Origin of the sequence: Sulfoacidibacillus ferrooxidans, from assembly GCF_022606465.1 — a bacterium.
Lineage (GTDB): Bacteria > Bacillota > Bacilli > Alicyclobacillales > SLC66 > Sulfoacidibacillus > Sulfoacidibacillus ferrooxidans.
This window is the reverse complement of the sequence record NZ_JALBUF010000001.1, coordinates 881,770-899,740: the sequence shown is the minus strand read 5'-3', so window position 1 is coordinate 899,740 and position 17,971 is coordinate 881,770. Positions and strand designations below refer to the sequence as shown.

At 44.2% G+C, this 17,971-nt stretch carries 20 protein-coding genes; 19 read left to right on the top strand and 1 reads right to left on the bottom strand.

All coding sequences use genetic code 11. The features are described 5' to 3' along the window. Positions 1-14 precede the first annotated feature (14 nt). A complete protein-coding gene (locus MM817_RS04445; protein ID WP_272879623.1) occupies positions 15-263 on the bottom strand; it encodes an AbrB/MazE/SpoVT family DNA-binding domain-containing protein in 249 nt (82 codons plus the stop codon). Between the two features lie 255 nt (positions 264-518). Here MM817_RS04445 and sigK point away from each other — a divergent pair, with 255 nt between their 5' ends. The 19 genes from sigK (at position 519) to MM817_RS04350 (ending at position 17,798) form a co-directional block, all read left to right on the top strand. Beyond that, complete coding sequence (gene sigK, locus MM817_RS04440) at positions 519-1,259, top strand: RNA polymerase sporulation sigma factor SigK (protein ID WP_241712207.1); 741 nt, start codon at positions 519-521, stop codon at positions 1,257-1,259. Positions 1,260-1,482: 223 nt separating this feature from the next. Continuing rightward, positions 1,483-3,510 (top strand): methionine--tRNA ligase, encoded by a 2,028-nt coding sequence (metG, locus tag MM817_RS04435; RefSeq protein WP_241712206.1) that lies wholly within the window; start codon positions 1,483-1,485, stop codon positions 3,508-3,510. A gap of 5 nt (positions 3,511-3,515) precedes the next feature. Beyond that, on the top strand, positions 3,516-4,286 hold the full coding sequence (locus tag MM817_RS04430) for a TatD family hydrolase (protein WP_241712287.1): 771 nt from the start codon (positions 3,516-3,518) through the stop codon (positions 4,284-4,286). 13 nt (positions 4,287-4,299) lie between these two features. Next, positions 4,300-4,854, top strand: a complete 555-nt coding sequence (gene rnmV, locus MM817_RS04425) for a ribonuclease M5 (protein WP_241712205.1) — start codon at positions 4,300-4,302, stop codon at positions 4,852-4,854. Then, the gene (gene rsmA / locus MM817_RS04420; protein ID WP_241712204.1) at positions 4,851-5,792 is read left to right on the top strand and encodes a 16S rRNA (adenine(1518)-N(6)/adenine(1519)-N(6))-dimethyltransferase RsmA; all 942 of its coding nucleotides are present in this window, start codon (positions 4,851-4,853) and stop codon (positions 5,790-5,792) included. The genes rnmV and rsmA overlap by 4 nt, the downstream gene beginning before the upstream one ends. Further along, the gene (locus MM817_RS04415) at positions 5,749-6,228 is read left to right on the top strand and encodes a ribonuclease H-like YkuK family protein (RefSeq protein ID WP_241712203.1); all 480 of its coding nucleotides are present in this window, start codon (positions 5,749-5,751) and stop codon (positions 6,226-6,228) included. Before rsmA ends, MM817_RS04415 begins: the two co-directional genes overlap by 44 nt. A gap of 79 nt (positions 6,229-6,307) precedes the next feature. After that, the gene (gene yabG / locus MM817_RS04410) at positions 6,308-7,171 is read left to right on the top strand and encodes a sporulation peptidase YabG (protein ID WP_241712202.1); all 864 of its coding nucleotides are present in this window, start codon (positions 6,308-6,310) and stop codon (positions 7,169-7,171) included. A 150-nt stretch (positions 7,172-7,321) separates the two neighbouring features. Then, entirely contained in the window at positions 7,322-7,600 is a 279-nt protein-coding gene (gene veg / locus MM817_RS04405; RefSeq protein ID WP_241712201.1) for a biofilm formation stimulator Veg, read from the top strand. 142 nt (positions 7,601-7,742) lie between these two features. After that, positions 7,743-7,925: a small, acid-soluble spore protein, alpha/beta type gene (locus tag MM817_RS04400; RefSeq protein ID WP_241712200.1), complete on the top strand. Its 183-nt coding sequence runs from the start codon at positions 7,743-7,745 to the stop codon at positions 7,923-7,925. A gap of 103 nt (positions 7,926-8,028) precedes the next feature. Beyond that, positions 8,029-8,853, top strand: coding sequence for a cyanophycinase (locus MM817_RS04395; RefSeq protein ID WP_241712199.1), 825 nt, complete (start codon positions 8,029-8,031; stop codon positions 8,851-8,853). After that, positions 8,850-11,498, top strand: a complete 2,649-nt coding sequence (cphA, locus tag MM817_RS04390) for a cyanophycin synthetase (protein ID WP_241712198.1) — start codon at positions 8,850-8,852, stop codon at positions 11,496-11,498. The genes MM817_RS04395 and cphA overlap by 4 nt, the downstream gene beginning before the upstream one ends. 89 nt (positions 11,499-11,587) lie before the next feature. Beyond that, positions 11,588-12,436: a 4-(cytidine 5'-diphospho)-2-C-methyl-D-erythritol kinase gene (gene ispE / locus MM817_RS04385; RefSeq protein WP_241712197.1), complete on the top strand. Its 849-nt coding sequence runs from the start codon at positions 11,588-11,590 to the stop codon at positions 12,434-12,436. 99 nt (positions 12,437-12,535) lie between these two features. Next, the gene (gene purR / locus MM817_RS04380; protein ID WP_241712196.1) at positions 12,536-13,357 is read left to right on the top strand and encodes a pur operon repressor; all 822 of its coding nucleotides are present in this window, start codon (positions 12,536-12,538) and stop codon (positions 13,355-13,357) included. Positions 13,358-13,406: 49 nt separating this feature from the next. Continuing rightward, the gene (locus tag MM817_RS04375; RefSeq protein WP_241712195.1) at positions 13,407-13,793 is read left to right on the top strand and encodes a RidA family protein; all 387 of its coding nucleotides are present in this window, start codon (positions 13,407-13,409) and stop codon (positions 13,791-13,793) included. Between the two features lie 327 nt (positions 13,794-14,120). Beyond that, positions 14,121-14,405, top strand: coding sequence for a septation regulator SpoVG (gene spoVG, locus MM817_RS04370; protein WP_241712194.1), 285 nt, complete (start codon positions 14,121-14,123; stop codon positions 14,403-14,405). Positions 14,406-14,577: 172 nt separating this feature from the next. Continuing rightward, positions 14,578-15,981 carry a bifunctional UDP-N-acetylglucosamine diphosphorylase/glucosamine-1-phosphate N-acetyltransferase GlmU gene (gene glmU, locus MM817_RS04365; RefSeq protein WP_241712193.1) on the top strand — a complete coding sequence of 468 codons (1,404 nt, stop codon included), beginning with the start codon at positions 14,578-14,580 and terminating at the stop codon, positions 15,979-15,981. Positions 15,982-15,986: 5 nt separating this feature from the next. Then, entirely contained in the window at positions 15,987-16,934 is a 948-nt protein-coding gene (locus MM817_RS04360; protein WP_241712286.1) for a ribose-phosphate diphosphokinase, read from the top strand. Positions 16,935-16,944: 10 nt separating this feature from the next. Next, the gene (gene pth / locus MM817_RS04355) at positions 16,945-17,511 is read left to right on the top strand and encodes an aminoacyl-tRNA hydrolase (protein ID WP_336605146.1); all 567 of its coding nucleotides are present in this window, start codon (positions 16,945-16,947) and stop codon (positions 17,509-17,511) included. A gap of 59 nt (positions 17,512-17,570) precedes the next feature. Then, on the top strand, positions 17,571-17,798 hold the full coding sequence (locus tag MM817_RS04350; RefSeq protein WP_241712285.1) for an anti-sigma-F factor Fin: 228 nt from the start codon (positions 17,571-17,573) through the stop codon (positions 17,796-17,798). Positions 17,799-17,971: the final 173 nt, after the last annotated feature.

The window sequence follows — 17,971 nt, the reverse complement described above, 5'->3', positions numbered from 1 at the left end:
AGGTGTTAGAAAAACTATTGTTGTTGTCCCATTTCAGCGATGCAACTAGGGCAAATATTTTTACCTTTGAAATGTACGATCTGGTCTGCTTGACCGCAAAAGATACAGGCAGGCTCATATTTTTTCAAAACAATTCGATCGCCATCTACGTAGATTTCTAGAGCATCTTTCTCACCAATACTTAAGGTGCGGCGCAGTTCAATCGGTATGACGACACGTCCTAATTCGTCAACTTTGCGTACAATACCTGTAGACTTCATCATCGTGATATTCCTCCTCTAAAAGTGTAAATATACAAACTAAGTAAACATGATCCGCGTATCTAAGTGGTTCACATACTTGCAAACTTTATTAAGCTTCACCCACTTATTTACTAGTGAAAGTCTACCACTTCAACCATAGGGATGCAATAGTTTTTTTTACTTTTTTGATTAAAAGATGGGCAAATGGATGGAACACTCCTAGTTACCATGGCGTATGATGGTTCGATGCCGCCACGATAGCAGGAGGGACATGGAGTGCCAGAGATCATTTCACTCATCACCCTATGTGTGAAGGAAACGGTGTCACTCGTTTCCTATGTAAAAAACCAGGCTTTTCCGCAACCGCTTAATGAACAGGATGAGAAAGAGTGTCTTTTGCAATTGCAACAGGGGAATGAAGCGGCTTACAATCGTTTGATTGAACACAACTTACGGCTTGTGGCCTACATTGCCAAAAAGTTTCGCGATTCAGGTGTCGATGAAGATGATATGATTTCACTTGGTACGATCGGATTAATTAAAGCGGTTAAAAGTTTTCGACAAGATGCAGGGACAAAGTTTGCAACGTATGCAGCACGCTGTATTGAAAATGAAATGCTCATGCACCTGCGTTCTAGAAAGAAATCAAGTCGTGATATTTCAATGGATGAGTCGATCGGTACAGATAAAGAAGGTAATGACCTTACTCTACGTGATGTTCTTGGATCAGATTCTGATGAACTTGAGCAGTTTGTGGGGGAACGGTTAGAGGAGGAACGGCTACGTTCGTTTTTGCCTATCTTAGATGTACGAGAACGTAAAGTGGTTTGTTTGCGATATGGACTGATCGATGGAGTGGAATGGACGCAAAATCAAATAGCGGAACAGATGGGCATCTCGCGATCGTATGTATCGCGAATTGAAGCGCGAGCGTTAACCAAACTCCAACATGCGCTGCATCCGCGACCTAAACGAGTACCGCAGTCGATGCGGACGACGCGCCCTGCTCCGAGGTAAGTGTAAAAATAGATCTAGGGAAGGTGAACTCCACTGCTGAGCAAGTAAAGAAATTTTCAGGGGAGTTCATCTTTTCTTCTTTTTAAAAAGTAGATGGAGTGTTCGAATTGACAGTCGACCTTTTTTATTGATACGATGATCGGCAAGAAACATTTGGTCATTCAAGGGATAAGGCGCATCGATTGAGTGCCAAGATCACTTGATGAAAACGGAGGATTATGACGTGAGCGAGCCAACCTTTTATATTACTACCCCTATCTATTATCCAAATGACAAACTACATATCGGACATGCTTATTCCACGACCGTTGCAGATACGCTTGCACGCTATAAGCGCTTGCAGGGATATGATGTTTTTTATCTAACCGGCACGGACGAGCATGGACAAAAAATACAGCGCAAAGCACAAGATGCAGGAAAAGATCCACAGACGTATATCGATGAGATAATCGATTGGATTCAAGCATTGTGGGGACGCCTTGATATCTCTTATGACGATTTCATTCGCACAACAGAACCGCGTCACAAAAAGATCGTGCAAAAGATTTTTGCTCGTCTTGTGGAACAAGAGGATATCTATTTAGGAGAATACGAAGGCTGGTACTGTACTCCATGCGAGTCATTTTGGACAGAGCGCCAATTAAAAGATGGGCATTGCCCGGATTGCGGGCGGGAAGTTGAATTAGTGCGTGAGCCGAGTTACTTCTTTCGGATGAGTAAGTATGCAGATCGCTTACTTGCTTATTACGAGGCACATCCTGAGTTTATTTTGCCTGAATCGCGAAAACATGAAATGATCAATAATTTTCTACAACCAGGATTAGAAGATCTTTGCGTATCTCGAACCAGTTTTAGCTGGGGTATTCCAGTTAATGAGGATCCTCAACACGTAGTATATGTGTGGTTAGATGCCCTGACCAATTATATTACTGCATTAGGGTATCAATCGGATGATGCGGCGATGGAAGAACGATTTATGCGGTATTGGCCTGCGAACGTCCATGTGATGGCGAAGGAAATAGTCCGTTTTCATGCCATCTATTGGCCGATTTTTCTCATGGCTCTGGACTTGCCATTGCCTAAGCAGATTGTTGCACATGGATGGCTCTTGATGAAAGATGGTAAAATGTCAAAATCTAAAGGCAATGTCATCGATCCAAATATTTTAATCGATCGCTATGGGTCTGATGCTCTCCGTTATTTTTTGTTGCGTGAAATTCCGTTTGGACAAGATGGGGTATTCACTACAGAAGCATTAATGGAGCGGCTAAACTTTGATTTAGCCAATGATTTAGGCAATTTGTTACATCGCTCACTCTCTATGTTAGGACAGTTTTGTCAAGGCGTTATTCCATCATCTGGGCCGCTTACTGCACTTGAAGAAGAATTTGCTTTGCTTGCTAAAGAAACGGTTACACAGGTTGAAACGGCATTAGATCGCTATGACTTTTCCCTCGCCTTAACAGCGGTGTGGAATATCGTGCGGCGTGGCAATCGGTACATTGATGAAACTGCTCCTTGGGCTTTATCCAAAAAAGGAGAAACAGAGCGCCTGTCTACAGTTCTCTATACTGTGTTTGAGGCTCTTCGCATTATCAGTGTGTTGTTACAGCCATTTATGCCGAAAACTCCTCAAAAAATGTGGAATCAGATGGGGATTGAACAAGGTGAGATCACCACTTGGCAAAGCGCCAAGGTCTTTGGTCTATTGCCAGGTGGGACAGTGGCACAAAAAGGTGAGCCGATTTTCCCTCGCTTGGATGTGCGGGCAGAAGTAGACATGTTAGATCAAATCATGACGGGGCATAAGGAGCATATCAGTATGGATGAAGACAAGGTAACGAAAGACATAGACGTAGCGTCTTTGCAAGTGCAAGAGCCAGTGGGGGCAGGAAAAGATAAGGACTCTGAAGAGACTGGTGTTGTTAGTTTTATTCAAATCGACGATTTCACAAAAGTGGATTTGCGTGTTGCGCGGGTAGTCCATGCGGAAGCTGTTCCAAAGGCAGATAAATTGATCAAACTACAATTAGATCTTGGGAGCGAGCAGCGACAAGTGGTTTCTGGGATTGCTAAGCACTATTCACCAGAGCAATTAATTGGGCAAATCGTCATCCTTGTATCTAATCTTTTGCCGGTGAAACTGCGCGGGGTGGAGTCAAATGGCATGATTTTAGCTGCATCAGCAGGAGATAAGCTCGTCTTAGCAACCGTTTCTGGAGAGATTTCGCTTGGAGCAAAGGTCAAGTGACCCCCTTGTTGTTTGATACACACACACATCTCAATGACGATGCACTCTATGTGGAAGCAAACGAAGTATTGGAGCGCGCAAAGGCAATTGGAGTGGCGCGTTTAGTGATCCCAGGATATGATCGACAGTCGTCTCTACGGGCCATGGAGCTTGCGTCAAAGTATGATTGGGTATACGCAGTCGTTGGATTTCATCCACAGGATGCTGCACATGTAACAGAGCAAGACTTTGCAGATCTAGAAGACTGGATGGGGCAACCTAAAGTAGTTGGTATTGGGGAAATTGGGCTTGATTATCACTACGATGAGCCAGCTCGCGACATTCAGGCAGCTGTATTTCGACGTCAAATCGCTATTGCCAAAAAGGTACAAAAGCCAATCGTTATTCATGACCGCGATGCTCATGGGGATATTTTGAAAATACTAAAAGAGGAAGACGCAAAAACTGTCGGAGGAATCATGCACTGTTTTTCTGGCAGTGTTGAGATGGCTGTAGAGTGTCTTCATCTGAACTTTTATCTTTCATTTGCTGGTACGGTCACATTTAAAAATGCCAAGCGTCCACAAGAAGTAGCCATGCATGTGCCGCTTGATCGGATGCTAATTGAAACAGATGCGCCATATCTAACGCCAGAACCGTATCGAGGAAAGCAAAATGAGCCTGCAAATGTCCGTTTTGTAGCGGAAAAATTGGCTCAATTGCGTGGTTTGCCACTAGAGGAAATGGCACAATTGACCTATGCGAATGCAAATCGCATTTTTGGCATTGAAGAGTGAAGGGGCTTTAGGCATGCAGGTAAAAGAAGTGATTATTGTGGAAGGATTACACGATCGTGATCGAGTCTTGCAGGCAGTATCTGCGGATGTGCTTGTTACGGGTGGATCGCACATTGAAAAAGCAGTATTTGATCGAATAGAACGAGTAGCCAATGAACGCGGGATTATCGTACTGACAGATCCAGATTTTGCAGGAAATCAGATTCGAAGAAAGATTACGGAGCGATTTCCACAGGCTAAACATGCACATATTGAGCGTGGTAGGGCTGTTAAAAGAGGAGATATCGGTGTAGAAAATGCAACGTCACAGGCTATTGTAGAGGCACTACAAAAGGTGCGAACAGTATGGGAGCAACCTCCTGATCAAGTAGTGTCTTGGAGTGAGATGCAGCAGGCCGGGCTTGTAGGCTTACGACAGGCGGCACATCGGAGAGAACGAGTAGGAGCCATCTTGCATATTGGGTATGCAAATGCTAAAACTTTTTATCAACGATTGAACACACTAAATGTAACACATGATGAGTTTAAAGAGGCGGTAGCGCGCATTGAAGCGGAGGAGAAGCAGTGAAACAGCCGCTTTATCAACCACGTATCGTAAGTGAACTGCTGAAGCGACACAGCTTTGTGATTAAAAAATCACTTGGACAAAATTTTCTGGTGGATGGGCATATACTGGATTCGATAGTTGATGCGGCATTGGAAGGTGCACCTTCACAAGGGACGAAAATTGCCATTGAGATTGGGCCTGGGATTGGGACATTGACACAAGCGTTGGTTAAGGGTGGGTTTGATCGAGTCATCACGATTGAGAAGGACAAACGCCTGCAACCATTGTTACAAGAGACGCTTGGCGATTACGAGGAAGTTGACATTCGCTTTGAAGATGCATTGCAGTTTGATTTTGAACATCTATTTAGCCAATTGCCAAAGGATGCAACCATCTGTTTTGCAGCTAATCTTCCTTATTACATCACGACACCGTTAATTATGCATGTTGTAGAGTATCGTTTGCCTTTTTCAAGGATTGTCGTTATGGTTCAAAAAGAAGTGGCGGAACGCATGGTGGCAAGGCCTGGGGGAAAAGACTATGGTGCTTTGAGTGTAGCTGTGCAATACTATTGTCAGGCAAAGATAGTGACTGTAGTACCTGGTACTTGCTTTATGCCAAAGCCAGATGTAGAGTCTGCGGTCATTTCTCTGGAGCGGATAGACCACGGCTTTGATTGTGATCAAGTAGCTTTTTTTCGCGTCGTACGCGGTGCCTTTGCTAAGCGCAGAAAGACGCTTGAAAACACGCTGGCGATGGAATTTGGCCTAGCTAAACCAGTAGTACGTACTTGGCTTCAAACAGCAGGTATTGATGGGATGCGTCGAGGGGAAACACTAAGCTTACAGGAGTTTGCGTTACTTTCTAAGCACTTTGAACAGTTTGTCTCTTCATCCGATAGGAAGGTGACAACATATGAAGTTCATGAGTCCAACAAAAGGCAGTATGACGATCAATGAGGTAGCTGTAGATATTAGGCAATACCTTGATGAAGGGACATCAGATCGATTTCGACTGATCGTTGGCTCTGACTCACAACCACATCTTGCGCACCAATCCACTTTGTTTGTAACGGCAATCGTTATTCATAGGGTAGGGAAGGGTGCGCGTTTTTATATTCTGAAACGGCCCTACAAGCACCCCATACGACTTCGTCAGCGCATCTTTATGGAGGCGTCTATGGCTCTTGAAATTGCGCATGAATTAGAGCAAGTTCTCGAACAACAGGAGATTCGTTTACCCATTGAAGTACATCTTGATATCGGTGAAGATGGAGAAACAAAGACGTTGATTAAAGAGCTCGTCGGGTGGGTTACTCAGAGTGGGTATATGACAAAAATTAAACCGGAGTCCTTTGGAGCATCTAAAGTGGCTGATCGCTATAGTAAATCATAATGAAGAATGGAGGTATTCACCGATCTCCGCTCCTGTACATAAGATACCTTCTAGGAAGAATGTACTGGGAGGGGATTTTGTGTGGAAAGTCGGAGATTTAGTGGTACGCCCTTCTTATGGTAGAGATATTTGTTTTATGATTGTAGGTGTAGATGTAGGTGCAGGTGTAGCTATTCTTAAAGGGTTGGATCTGCGGTTAATTGCTGATGCGCCATTTGAAGATTTAGCGGCACTTACGGAGACGGATTGGAAGTCTTATCAAGTTGCTCAAGCTAAACTCGAACATGAGACACTTCGTCTTGTTCAACTACGTCGCCAAGTGGAGAAAGATAAACTTGGATATCGTTCTGAGCGAAGAAAACAGGGCCATGATTTTTTTGAATTACCCGGCCGCGTCCTACATTTAGATGGCGATGGAATGTACTTGGAGAAGTGTTTAGAGGTATATCGCCATCTAGGAATTCACGCGGTCGGGAAAAACATTCCGGAATCAAGCATGGCATCTGTGATGACAGATTTGCTAGTAGAGTATGATCCAGACATTTTAATTATCACGGGGCATGATAGTGTTTTGCGTAGTGCCAAAGCTGAAGATGCATTGCGTATTGATAATTATCGAAACTCAGATCACTTTATACGGGCTGTAAAAGCAGCTCGCAAATACGAGCGTAGTCTCGATGAACTAATTATTTTTGCTGGTGCGTGCCAGTCTCATTATGAGGCTTTATTGGAATCTGGAGCTAATTTTGCGAGTTCACCTGAGCGAATTCTGATTCATGCACTTGATCCGGTTTTCCTTGCCGAACAAATTGCCTTTACTCCGATAAGTGAAACCATCGATATTTTCCAGGTGGTCAAGTCTACTATTACTGGAACGGAAGGATTAGGGGGCATTGAGTCGCGAGGTAAATACAGAATAGGATTGCCTCGTTCCAGATATTGAATCATAAAAAGATGGTATGGAGGGTAAATTAACTGTTTCAATGATTTAGATCATTGACAAAGAAAAAGGCATCCTGATATAATATTCGGCCACATTTGACACAACAGAAGAGGTTGTGTTATACTCTTGTTGTAGAAAGAGGTGGAGTGTGTGGCTGCAAACAACGTTTTGAGCGACATTAAACGAAACTTAGAAGGGCTTGTAGGAGAGAAGATTCTTTTGCGCGCAAATGGTGGTCGGCGCAAAACAGTTGAACGTACGGGCATCTTAGAAGAAACATATCCATCTGTGTTTATTGTAAAATTGGATCAAGCAGAGAATTCTTTCAAGCGCGTATCTTATAGCTACGCTGACATTTTGACCGAAACAGTAGAGTTAACCGTGTATCATGGAGATGCACCTATTGCGATTGCAGAATTTGATGAGTAACTTATATTTTTATACAGTAATCAACAGAGCCGTTGAACGAGATTTCTTCGTTTAACGGCTTTTATTTTTATGTATATGGCATAGCTAACTAGATGGTGGGAAAACTAGTTTTGGACGCAGAACTCAAAGGGGGTAAAACTACATGGGGCGCAGGCGTGGCGTAATGTCCGAGCAATTTAAGTATGAACTCGCAAAGGATCTAGGCTTTTACCCCACTCTTCAACGAGAAGGATGGGGTGGCATTACCACTCGGGATGCTGGAAACATGGTCAAGCGGGCTATTGAAATTGCAGAACAGTCGCTCGCGGATCGCGAAGACCGGTAGTTGAACCTGGAGATGAGCGACCGAGGCGGCTGTCAAGTCAGCCGTCTCTCAGCATAGATGATTATAAATATGGGGATAATTTGAAAAAGAATGGAGGCGAAGAATGAGCGAGCAGCGAGGTGCCTTAGTCATAATCGGGGGTGCCGAAGACAAACGTGGCAATATGACGATTTTGCGTGAGTTTGTTCGCTTAGCAGGTGGAACTCATGCTCGCATCGTCGTAATGACAGTAGCTACAGAGTTGCCGTTAGAAGTGGGTGCAGATTATATTGATGTATTTGAAAAAATAGGTGTCGAAGATGTTCGTACATTTGATGTTTCAGCAAGAGAAGCAGCAGATCGAGATAGTGCGTGTAGGGCAATCGAAAAAGCTACTGGAGTATTTTTTACTGGTGGGGAGCAATTGCGTATTACAACATTATTAGGTGGCACACAAGTGGATTCTGCTTTGCATACAGCGCATGAACGAGGGGTTGTCTTAGCGGGTACTAGCGCGGGGGCATCCATGATGAGTAGCACGATGATTGTTGAAGGAGTAGGGGACACTAATCCACGCGTTGGAATCGTCCATATGGCACCTGGGATGGAATTTATCGATGGAATCGTGATTGATCAGCATTTTGCACAAAGAGGACGCTTAGGGCGGTTATTGTCTGCAGTAGCACAATACCCACATCATCTTGGTCTTGGCATTGATGAAGACACAGCAGTTATCGTGCGTAATACAGAATTTGAAGTCATTGGACGTGGCGCAGTATCTGTAGTAGACGCAGGATCATTGACATTTTCAAATTTGGGAGATTTACAAAACAATGATGCGTTAGCTCTATGTGGAGTGAAACTGCATATTTTACCGGCTGGGTATCAATTTTCTTTGCGTGAACGCAAACCGAATCTAGAACGTCTTACGAGGAGTGGAAATGAGTGAAAGTCGTCCATCTAAGGGCGATCCATGGCCCGAACGTATACATTTATAAGCCAGTTTTAATCATGAGGCTTGATTTGGAGGAGTATACGGATCGGGAAAGCTATGAATTCCCCGAATTGACATCGCGTCTGCTTCAGATGTGTCCAGGACTTTATGAGCACTATTGTGGCATGGGGCGTAGAGGAGGATTTGTAGAGCGCCTGTATGGAGGCACATATCTAGGCCATGTGATCGAACATGTGACACTCGAACTATTGACGCAAATCGGCTATAAGACTAACTTTGGGAAGACAAGAAGCGCAGGTCAACCTGGTTTGTATGACGTAGTGATTGAATTTGAAACGGAAGAGCCAGCACGTTATTTATTGATGCAGGCTGTAATGTTTGTAGATGCCTGTGCAAAGGGTATCGATTTTCCCTTGCAGGAAGTGATAGAAGAAGCGCGACAGTTACGCAAAGTGTACGATTTAGGTCCAAGTACGCAAGCTATTGTAGATGCTGCTTTGCGACGTCATATTCCTGTGCAGCGTATGGGGCGCAGTCTTGTGCGTCTTGGGACAGGACGCTATCGCAAGTATGTACAAGCTACGATGACGCACCATACATCTGGAATTGCAGTCGATATAGCAAGTGATAAGGCACTGACCAAACATTTGCTAGAACAATCAGGAATTCGCGTCCCGCATGGGGCTGTTGTTCAAACGCTAGAAGAAGCAGTGCGTGTTTTTTATCAACTTGGTAGTAATGTAGTGATTAAGCCTTTTGATGGATGTCAGGGGCGCGGTGTATCGACTAATATTTCAAATGAGGAAATGTTGGCTGATGCTTATTCATTTGCAGTCAAATTTTCTCCTTCAGTTATTATAGAAGAGTATGCAAAAGGGAAGCAGTACCGATTGCTTGTCGTTTCAGAACGGCTAGTGGCGGCGGCTGAACGCATTCCTGCACACGTGATAGGGGATGGGATGCATACAATTAACGAACTTATTATGCTCATCAATGAGCAACCTGAGCGTGGCGATGATCATGAAAAACCATTGACAAAAATCGTCGTAGATGAGATGGTACAGCGTTATTTGACATTACAAAATTGGAATGTCGAAGATATACCAGAGCATGGACAAATGGTTCTTTTGCGCGACAGTGCAAATTTGAGTACAGGTGGTATTGCTGTTGATTGTACGGAGCAAATCGATCCAGCATTTGCTCAATTGGCTGTTCGTGCGGCAAGAACAATAGGGCTCGATGTGTGTGGAGTGGATATCATTGCACCAAATATTTGCGATGCAAAGAATCTCGATCAAGCTGTTGTCATTGAAGTCAACGCGGCACCTGGGATTCGCATGCACCATTACCCGAGTCTAGGGAAATCTCACGATGTAGGAGCGGCCATCCTTGAATCTTTATATCCTTTAGGTGCAGCTTCTAGGATTCCGATCGTGAGTATCACTGGAACGAATGGGAAAACGACAACTACGAGAATGATTCGGCACATTTTACAGTTCTCTGGTTACAATGTTGGCATGACCTCAACGGAGGGTGTCTATATTGGAGATCACAAAGTGCTATCGGGCGATACCACAGGGCCACAAAGTGCACAAGTTGTGTTAACGGATCCTACAGTGGATGTTGCTGTGTTAGAAACGGCACGTGGGGGCATCATGCGCGGGGGATTAGCGTACGACGTGGCTGATGTGGGTATTATAACCAATATAGCACTAGATCATATTGGCCAGGATGGGATTACTTCACTTGATGATCTTGTGAATGTAAAGGCATTGGTTGCTGAATGTGTCAAGAGGATCGATGGTGCAGTGATTCTTTCTGCAGATGATCCCACACTTGTTGCACTTGCTCAAAAACTGAAGCAAAACGTCGTATATGTGAGCATAGAGGAAAATAACCCAATTGTTACGCGCCATCTTGCTCGAGGAATGCATGCCTTCTATTTTCGAGACGGTTGGTTAATAGAAGCGGCAGGCGCGCTTGAATGGAAAATCGTAAGAGCAGATGAATTGCCAATTACTCTGCAGGCGACCGCAATGTTTCATGTGGCCAATGCACTGTGCGCTATCGCAGCAGCGCGGCATTTAGGTATATCTCGCAAACGTTGTGCTATGGCGCTCACACAATTTCGTTCAGATTTACACAATTCTGGACGTATTAATATTTTTCGCTTACCTTCTGGAACGCATGTCATTTGCGACTATGGTCACAATCCAGATGGTATTCGGGTGGTAGGTGAGATGGCACAGCGAATCACTGGAAAACGAATTCCCGCTATCGTGGGATTTCCTGGGGATAGAGACGATTCTGTCATTTGCCAATCAGCACATGTAGCTGTGCAATACTTTGAACCATTGTTTATTAAAGAAGATGAAGATAAAAGGGGTAGAAAACCAGGGGAAGTAGCAGCTCTTCTTGCACAGGAAATACGCAAAGTTGCACCTGAAGCCTGTATATTGGTGGAGCTAGATGAGCTTGAGGCATTGCGCAAGGCATTGATAGCACATGGAGATGAGCCATTTATTCTCATGTTTCATGAGAACTTAGATCATATTCGAGAGTTTTTAGTTGGACTTGGTGGGAAGGAAGTTTACGCTTTACCTGAGGTAAAGCCAGTAGCTGCCTTTTCTGCTATGTAGAGTTTTTGGTAAAATGGGAACGCAATACTTCATGCCCTGCGGAAAACGCGGGGCATTTCGTGTTATAGTATTGTGGGGGCGATTGTGCGATGGTATTTGAGAAGGCCCGTGCGAAAATTAACTTAACACTTGATGTGCTAGCTAAACGTCCAGATGGATATCACGATGTAGAGATGGTTATGCAATCTGTAGATTTTTGTGACTATATTTCTCTTACGCCGCGTCTTGACAATCAAATTGTCATTCGAGCAAATGTGCCGTATATTCCAACGGATGAACGCAACCTTGCTTATAAGGCCGCTCACGTACTCAGAATGCACATGGGGATTTTTCGGGGTGTCGAGATTGATATTGATAAGCGAATTCCAGTGGCTGCAGGACTAGCGGGTGGATCTACGGATGCTGCTGCTGTTTTGCGGGGACTTAACCATCTCTGGCAGTTGCATTTGTCTTTAAAAGAACTCAGCCAAATTGGTGAAGAAGTTGGATCCGATGTTCCTTTTTGTATATATGGAGGGACGGCAGTCGTGCGAGGTCGTGGTGAGATTGTCGAACCCGTACCGATACGCCCTGCTTTTTGGGTAGTGCTCGCTAAACCGCCATTGGCTGTTTCTACGGCTGAAATATATGGTGCTCTAGATGTGAGTAGTGTCGATCTACATCCACGTGCAAACAATATGATCTTGGCGTTGCAAAGTGGGGATGTGCAAGCTGTTGCAGATGCAGCGGGGAACGTGTTAGAACCTGTTTGTTTCGCGCTATATCCGGAAACCATCAGAGTAAAGGAACAGTTAGTTCGACTGGGATCACAGGTAACACTGATGTCTGGGAGTGGGCCCACTGTCTTTGGATTATTTGAACGAGAGCAACGTGCCCGCCGAGTGTACAATACAATGCGGACAACATTGAAAGAAGTATACTTATGTCAAACCTGTTAGTTGAGATGAATTCCGTAGAATGGTTGCGGGTACTTTCACATGAGTGATATAGTCGATAAAGGTGTATGACATGATGATGATAGATAGGGGAGAGCGGATATGCGCAGAAGTGAACGGATTGTTCGACTGACCCGTACGCTCATGAATCACCCCGGAGAACCGCTCTCTTTAACTGATATGGCGGATCAGCTTGATGCAGCTAAGTCCTCGTTAAGTGAGGATTTAGCCATTATACGCGATGTCATGGACGAAGATGGTGAGGGAACTCTGCGTACTCAGATGGGTGCATCAGGTGGAGTTCTATTTGAAGTGGATGTTGCATGGACGAAAGCACAAGAGTTTTTGGAGCGTGCGATTGTGCGTCTACGTCAGGGCGATCGTATTTTACCTGGTGGGTATTTATATATGAGTGATGTTTTAGCAGAACCAGACGTCTTGCGAATGGTCGGGAAAATGTTCGCGAAGATCTTTGCGTCAGTTGCTCCAGACATTGTGTTGACCGTAGAAACTAAGGGTATTCCGTTAACCGTGATGACAGCTCAGTACTTACATCGGCCCTTTGTGATTGCTCGCAGAGATCACCGTGTAACAGAAGGATCTTCTGTTAGCGTCAATTATGTTTCTGGATCTGATCGTCGTATTCAAACAATGTCTTTGTCTAAGCGCTCTATTAAGCAGGGTGCTCGCGTATTAATTATCGATGATTTCATGAAAGCCGGCGGAACGGTGAAAGCAATGACTGCGTTGTTAAATGAGTTTGATGCAGACGTTGTGGGGACTGGGGTCTTTATGGAGACGACGGAACCTGAGGGAAAAAAACTCGTGTCAAACTATGTATCGCTTCTGACATTGGCTGAGGTCGATGAGGCAAGGCAATGTATTACGATTGCACCAGGTAATTATTTGCGGGAGACCACTTAAGCAGGATCGTGCATCTTGTTGCAAACTAGACAGAAGGGAAAGATGAATCGTGAAAGAATTACAAGTCATTCAAACCGATAGGGCACCAGCTGCGATAGGACCATATGCTCAGGCCATTAAAGTAGGAAATACAGTATATACATCGGGACAGATTCCATTAACTGCTGAGGGAGAGCTTGTGGAAAACGATGCTGCAACGCAAACTCGGCAAGTTTTTGAAAATCTTCGGGCTGTTCTTGCGGCTGCAGGAACATCATTGAGCCGTGTGGTAAAAACGACTGTTTTTGTAAGTGATCTAAATGATTTTGGCACGATTAATGAAGTATATGCGGAAGCATTTGGTTTGCATCGCCCAGCGCGTTCTACCGTTCAGGTGGCGCGATTGCCACGAGATGCTAAAGTAGAGATTGAAGTGATCGCTAGTTTAGAAGACTGAAAATGTGAATGTCTTTGCTAAATTCTAAAATTTTCGCTTGATTAAGCAGGAATTAGACAAAATATGTGGAATAACTCTGTCAGATACTATATGAGCCTGTTCAAAAAAGGGGCAGGTAAGACCCGCGCAGTGCAAGGAAGCAAGCTAAGAATGTGGACTGAGCGTACGTTTTAGGTACGTGAGCGAGCGTTCTTGGCGCTGACGCTGCCATGCGCCGGGGAGTTCTGACCCCTTTTTGAACAACCTCTATATGTGAGAATATGAGCGAATAGCGATACGTGCGCTGTTCGATCAGTAAACTCACGAGAATTCTGCGGGGTGATAAGGGTGCAGATTACAGATGTTAGGGTACGCAAAGTGTCGGCGGAAGGAAGAATGAAAGCCATTGCCTCGATTACATTTGATGATGAGTTTGTCATTCATGACATCCGGATCATCGATGGAAACGCCGGCATGTTTGTAGCTATGCCTAGTAAAAGAACTCCAGATGGTGAATTCCGCGATATAGCTCACCCCATTTCATCGGTTGTGAGACAACGAATTCAAGAAGCTGTATTAGATCAGTATAACCGATTAGAGGAGCCACCTGTTATTGCAGCGGCAGCTGACTAATTGGATATCATGGTATATATTGTGGGCCGTCACTTCTGATTACAAGGGGTGGCGGCTTTATTATGAGCAGCTATTTTATACGCGATGATTGAAAGCGTCTGTCTGTTTCATGTATAGTGATTACGCACGCTTTACGCATCCCTAGGAAAAAGGGTGACGGGAGGTTTACGTCATGGAAAAAGTCGGTATTATCTTGGCGGCGGGTTTAGGAAAACGTATGAATTCAAAACGTCATAAAGTGGTTCATCATGTATGTGGAAAACCCATGATTGTACATATTGTTGAACAAATGCAGGTTGTTGGATTTGATCGTCTCTTTGTTGTAGTTGGTAGGCTAGAAGATCAAGTTCGCGAAGTACTAGGGGATTCCGTTACGTATGTAAAGCAAAGCGAACAATTAGGAACGGGGCATGCAGTACAACAAGTTGCACCACAACTAAATGCAGATAGTATCACGGTCGTTCTATATGGGGATTGCCCATTATTGCGGCATGAAGAAGTTGAAAGACTGATTGATGAAGCTGTTTCAGCACATGCTACGACTGTCTTAACGGCTGTGGTGGATGATCCATATGGCTATGGACGTATCATTCAAGACGCAGAGGCTAATGTATTGCGCATTGTTGAGGAAAAAGATGCAACATGTGATGAACAGTCCATCTCTGAAGTGAACAGTGGTATTTATGCGTTTCAGACAGGGGAGTTACAAAGAGCTCTTCAAAAGTTGACTGCAGATAATGCACAGGGGGAGTATTTACTCACCGATTGTGTACAACACATTCGCGCAGATCAAGGAATCGTGCGCTCTGTCGTTGTGGCTGATCCGGATGATATCGCAAATGTTAACGATCGCATTCAACTAGCAAGTGTTGAAGCGCGAATGCGACGCAGGATACTGACCCGACACATGAAAAATGGTGTAACTATTATTGATCCAGCAAACACCTATGTAGAATCGGATGTGTTGATTGGACGCGATAGCATTTTGCAACCAGGATGTACGCTGGAAGGGAGAACAGTGATCGGAGAAGATTGCGTGGTCGGTCCACATGTCCGTTTGGTAGATACCGTTATAGGAGATGCCACACATATTGCTTCTTCTGTTGTACTAGAAAGTGAGCTTGGCGATCACGTGAGTGTTGGTCCATTTGCGTATATTCGCCCGGGTAGTCACATTGGGTCTCATGTAAAAGTGGGGGACTTTGTTGAAATTAAAAATTCCATAGTAGGTACCGGTTCGAAGGTTAGCCATTTAGCTTATGTCGGAGATAGTGAGATTGGGCAACGGGTTAACGTCGGCTGTGGTGTAGTGACGGTTAATTATGATGGATTTAGAAAACATAAGACGATGGTTGGGGATGATAGCTTTATCGGTTCTAACGTCAATATCATTGCGCCTGTGAATATAGGGAAAGGCGCCTATATAGCGACAGGCTCAACCATTACTGATGATGTGGCAGATGATGACTTTGCTATTGCTCGTGCAAGACAGACGACTAAACCTGGATATGCAAAAGGGTTGCGTGTCAAATTAAAACGGCTACATGATGAAGAAGCAATGAGGGACGGACGGTGACAAACGTGGAGTATCCAGATCCAAAATTAAAAGTAATTAGCGGTAATGCCAATCCGCAATTAGCACAGGAAATTGCAACTGAGATTGGAATTGATCTTGGATTATGCCAAGTTACCCGGTTTCGCGATGGAGAAGTACAGGTGAAACTAGGGGAAAGTGTACGCGGGTGCCAAGTATATGTCATTCAGCCTACATCTGCACCGGTAAATGAGCATTTAATGGAATTATTGATTATCGTAGATGCGTTAAAAAGAGCTTCTGCACAGAGTATCAATGTCGTAATTCCATACTACGGGTATGCGCGTCAAGATCGTAAGGCGCGGCCACGAGATCCGATTACAGCGAAGCTCATCGCAGATTTAATCCAGACTGCAGGTGTTTCGCGCGTGATATGTATGGATCTTCACGCAGGTCAAATCCAAGGATTCTTTAATGTTCCACTAGATCACTTGTTTGGAATGCCGATTTTAGCCTCTTACTTCATCAAGAAAAATCTTCATGATGTCGTCGTGGTTTCACCAGATTTAGGAGGCGTTACACGTGCGCGCCAATTTGCCGAGCGACTAGGTGCTACGATCGCTATTATCGACAAACGCCGCCCTGAACCAAATGTGGCAGAAGTGATGAATATTATTGGCGATATTGAAGGGCGCACAGCCATCTTAATTGATGATATGATTGATACAGCTGGTACAATTACACTTGGAGCAGAAGCATTATTGGAACGTGGAGCAAAGGAAGTATATGCGTGCTGTACTCATCCTGTGTTATCTTCTCCTGCGATTGAAAGGCTTGCGCAATCTCCTATTAAAGAGGTCGTTGTAACTAATACGATTGCTCTTAAAGATGAACAAAAAATTGATAAACTTGTGGTTCTCTCGGTGGCAAAGATTATGGCTGAAGCCATTTTGCGTGTGAATGAGATGCGCTCTATTAGCGAATTATTTGATTGAGGTGGGGAAGTTGGCCAAATTGATTGTTGGCCTAGGGAATCCAGGTAAAGAATATCAAAAAACCAGACATAACGTTGGTTTTTGGTCAATTGAACAGATTTCAGAGGAACTTCATGTAGCTACACCAAAAGAAAAGTGGCGATCTCTAGTCTCGGAGAGTATGGTACATGGAGAACGCGTCTATTTGGTTCGTCCATTAACATATATGAATGTAAGTGGCGAAGCAGTCAGAGCCGCGATGGATTTTTTGAAATTAGATCGACCCAACGAACAATTACTTGTGATCTATGACGATATGGATCTTCCCGTGGGGAAAATTCGCCTGCGCGAAAAAGGAAGTTCGGGGGGGCATAATGGCATAAAGTCGATTATTTCACACCTAGGAACACAAGAATTTCCGAGAATTCGAATTGGTGTTGGGCATCCTTCTGGAGATGTTCCAATTGTTGATTATGTCTTGTCGCGTTTTGCAAAAGCAGAGTTACCATTAGTCGGTGATGCAGTAGTACGCAGTGCAGAAGCAGCTATAGAATTTTGTAAAACGCCATTTCCTCTTGTCATGAATGCGTTTAATTAATGCGGTAACACCCCATAATACGGAGAGAAAACATTGATTGTGGGGTGTCCGTATTGAAAATGGTGTATCTTTGTAAGTATTGTCATTCTGTGTTGGGTCAAATTGATGCACACCATGCAATGGTTGAGCAATTAGGTTTTTCGATTTTAACGGATGACGAAAAAGCGGATATGATGACCGTAGATGAAGCATTGCAAACTACGTATGTAAAGACGGTATGTGAACATTGTGAAGCTGCGCTACGATATAATCCAGAGTTAATCCTTTCCCATACTCCATTGCAGTAAAGGTGGTTCGCTCGATGCGGATGGTAAACAATTGATGAATCCAATCGACGTAACAGTTGCTAAGATCATAAATAACGGCAAATATGACAGTGCTATTTATACAGGCCTTTTGCTTGATGCAAAGGCCTCTTTGTGCGTCTCATTTTTGTAGTTTGTGTAACCGGGGTGATATC

What these genes read in the sequence shown, in the direction of transcription:
- MM817_RS04445 (WP_272879623.1), bottom strand. Translation starts at nt 263, where the DNA reads ATGATGAAGTCTACAGGTATTGTACGCAAAGTTGACGAATTAGGACGT.
- rnmV (WP_241712205.1), top strand. Translation starts at nt 4,300, where the DNA reads ATGCAGGTAAAAGAAGTGATTATTGTGGAAGGATTACACGATCGTGAT.
- MM817_RS04415 (WP_241712203.1), top strand. Translation starts at nt 5,749, where the DNA reads ATGAAGTTCATGAGTCCAACAAAAGGCAGTATGACGATCAATGAGGTA.
- MM817_RS04400 (WP_241712200.1), top strand. Translation starts at nt 7,743, where the DNA reads ATGGGGCGCAGGCGTGGCGTAATGTCCGAGCAATTTAAGTATGAACTC.
- MM817_RS04395 (WP_241712199.1), top strand. Translation starts at nt 8,029, where the DNA reads ATGAGCGAGCAGCGAGGTGCCTTAGTCATAATCGGGGGTGCCGAAGAC.
- ispE (WP_241712197.1), top strand. Translation starts at nt 11,588, where the DNA reads ATGGTATTTGAGAAGGCCCGTGCGAAAATTAACTTAACACTTGATGTG.
- purR (WP_241712196.1), top strand. Translation starts at nt 12,536, where the DNA reads ATGCGCAGAAGTGAACGGATTGTTCGACTGACCCGTACGCTCATGAAT.
- glmU (WP_241712193.1), top strand. Translation starts at nt 14,578, where the DNA reads ATGGAAAAAGTCGGTATTATCTTGGCGGCGGGTTTAGGAAAACGTATG.
- MM817_RS04350 (WP_241712285.1), top strand. Translation starts at nt 17,571, where the DNA reads ATGGTGTATCTTTGTAAGTATTGTCATTCTGTGTTGGGTCAAATTGAT.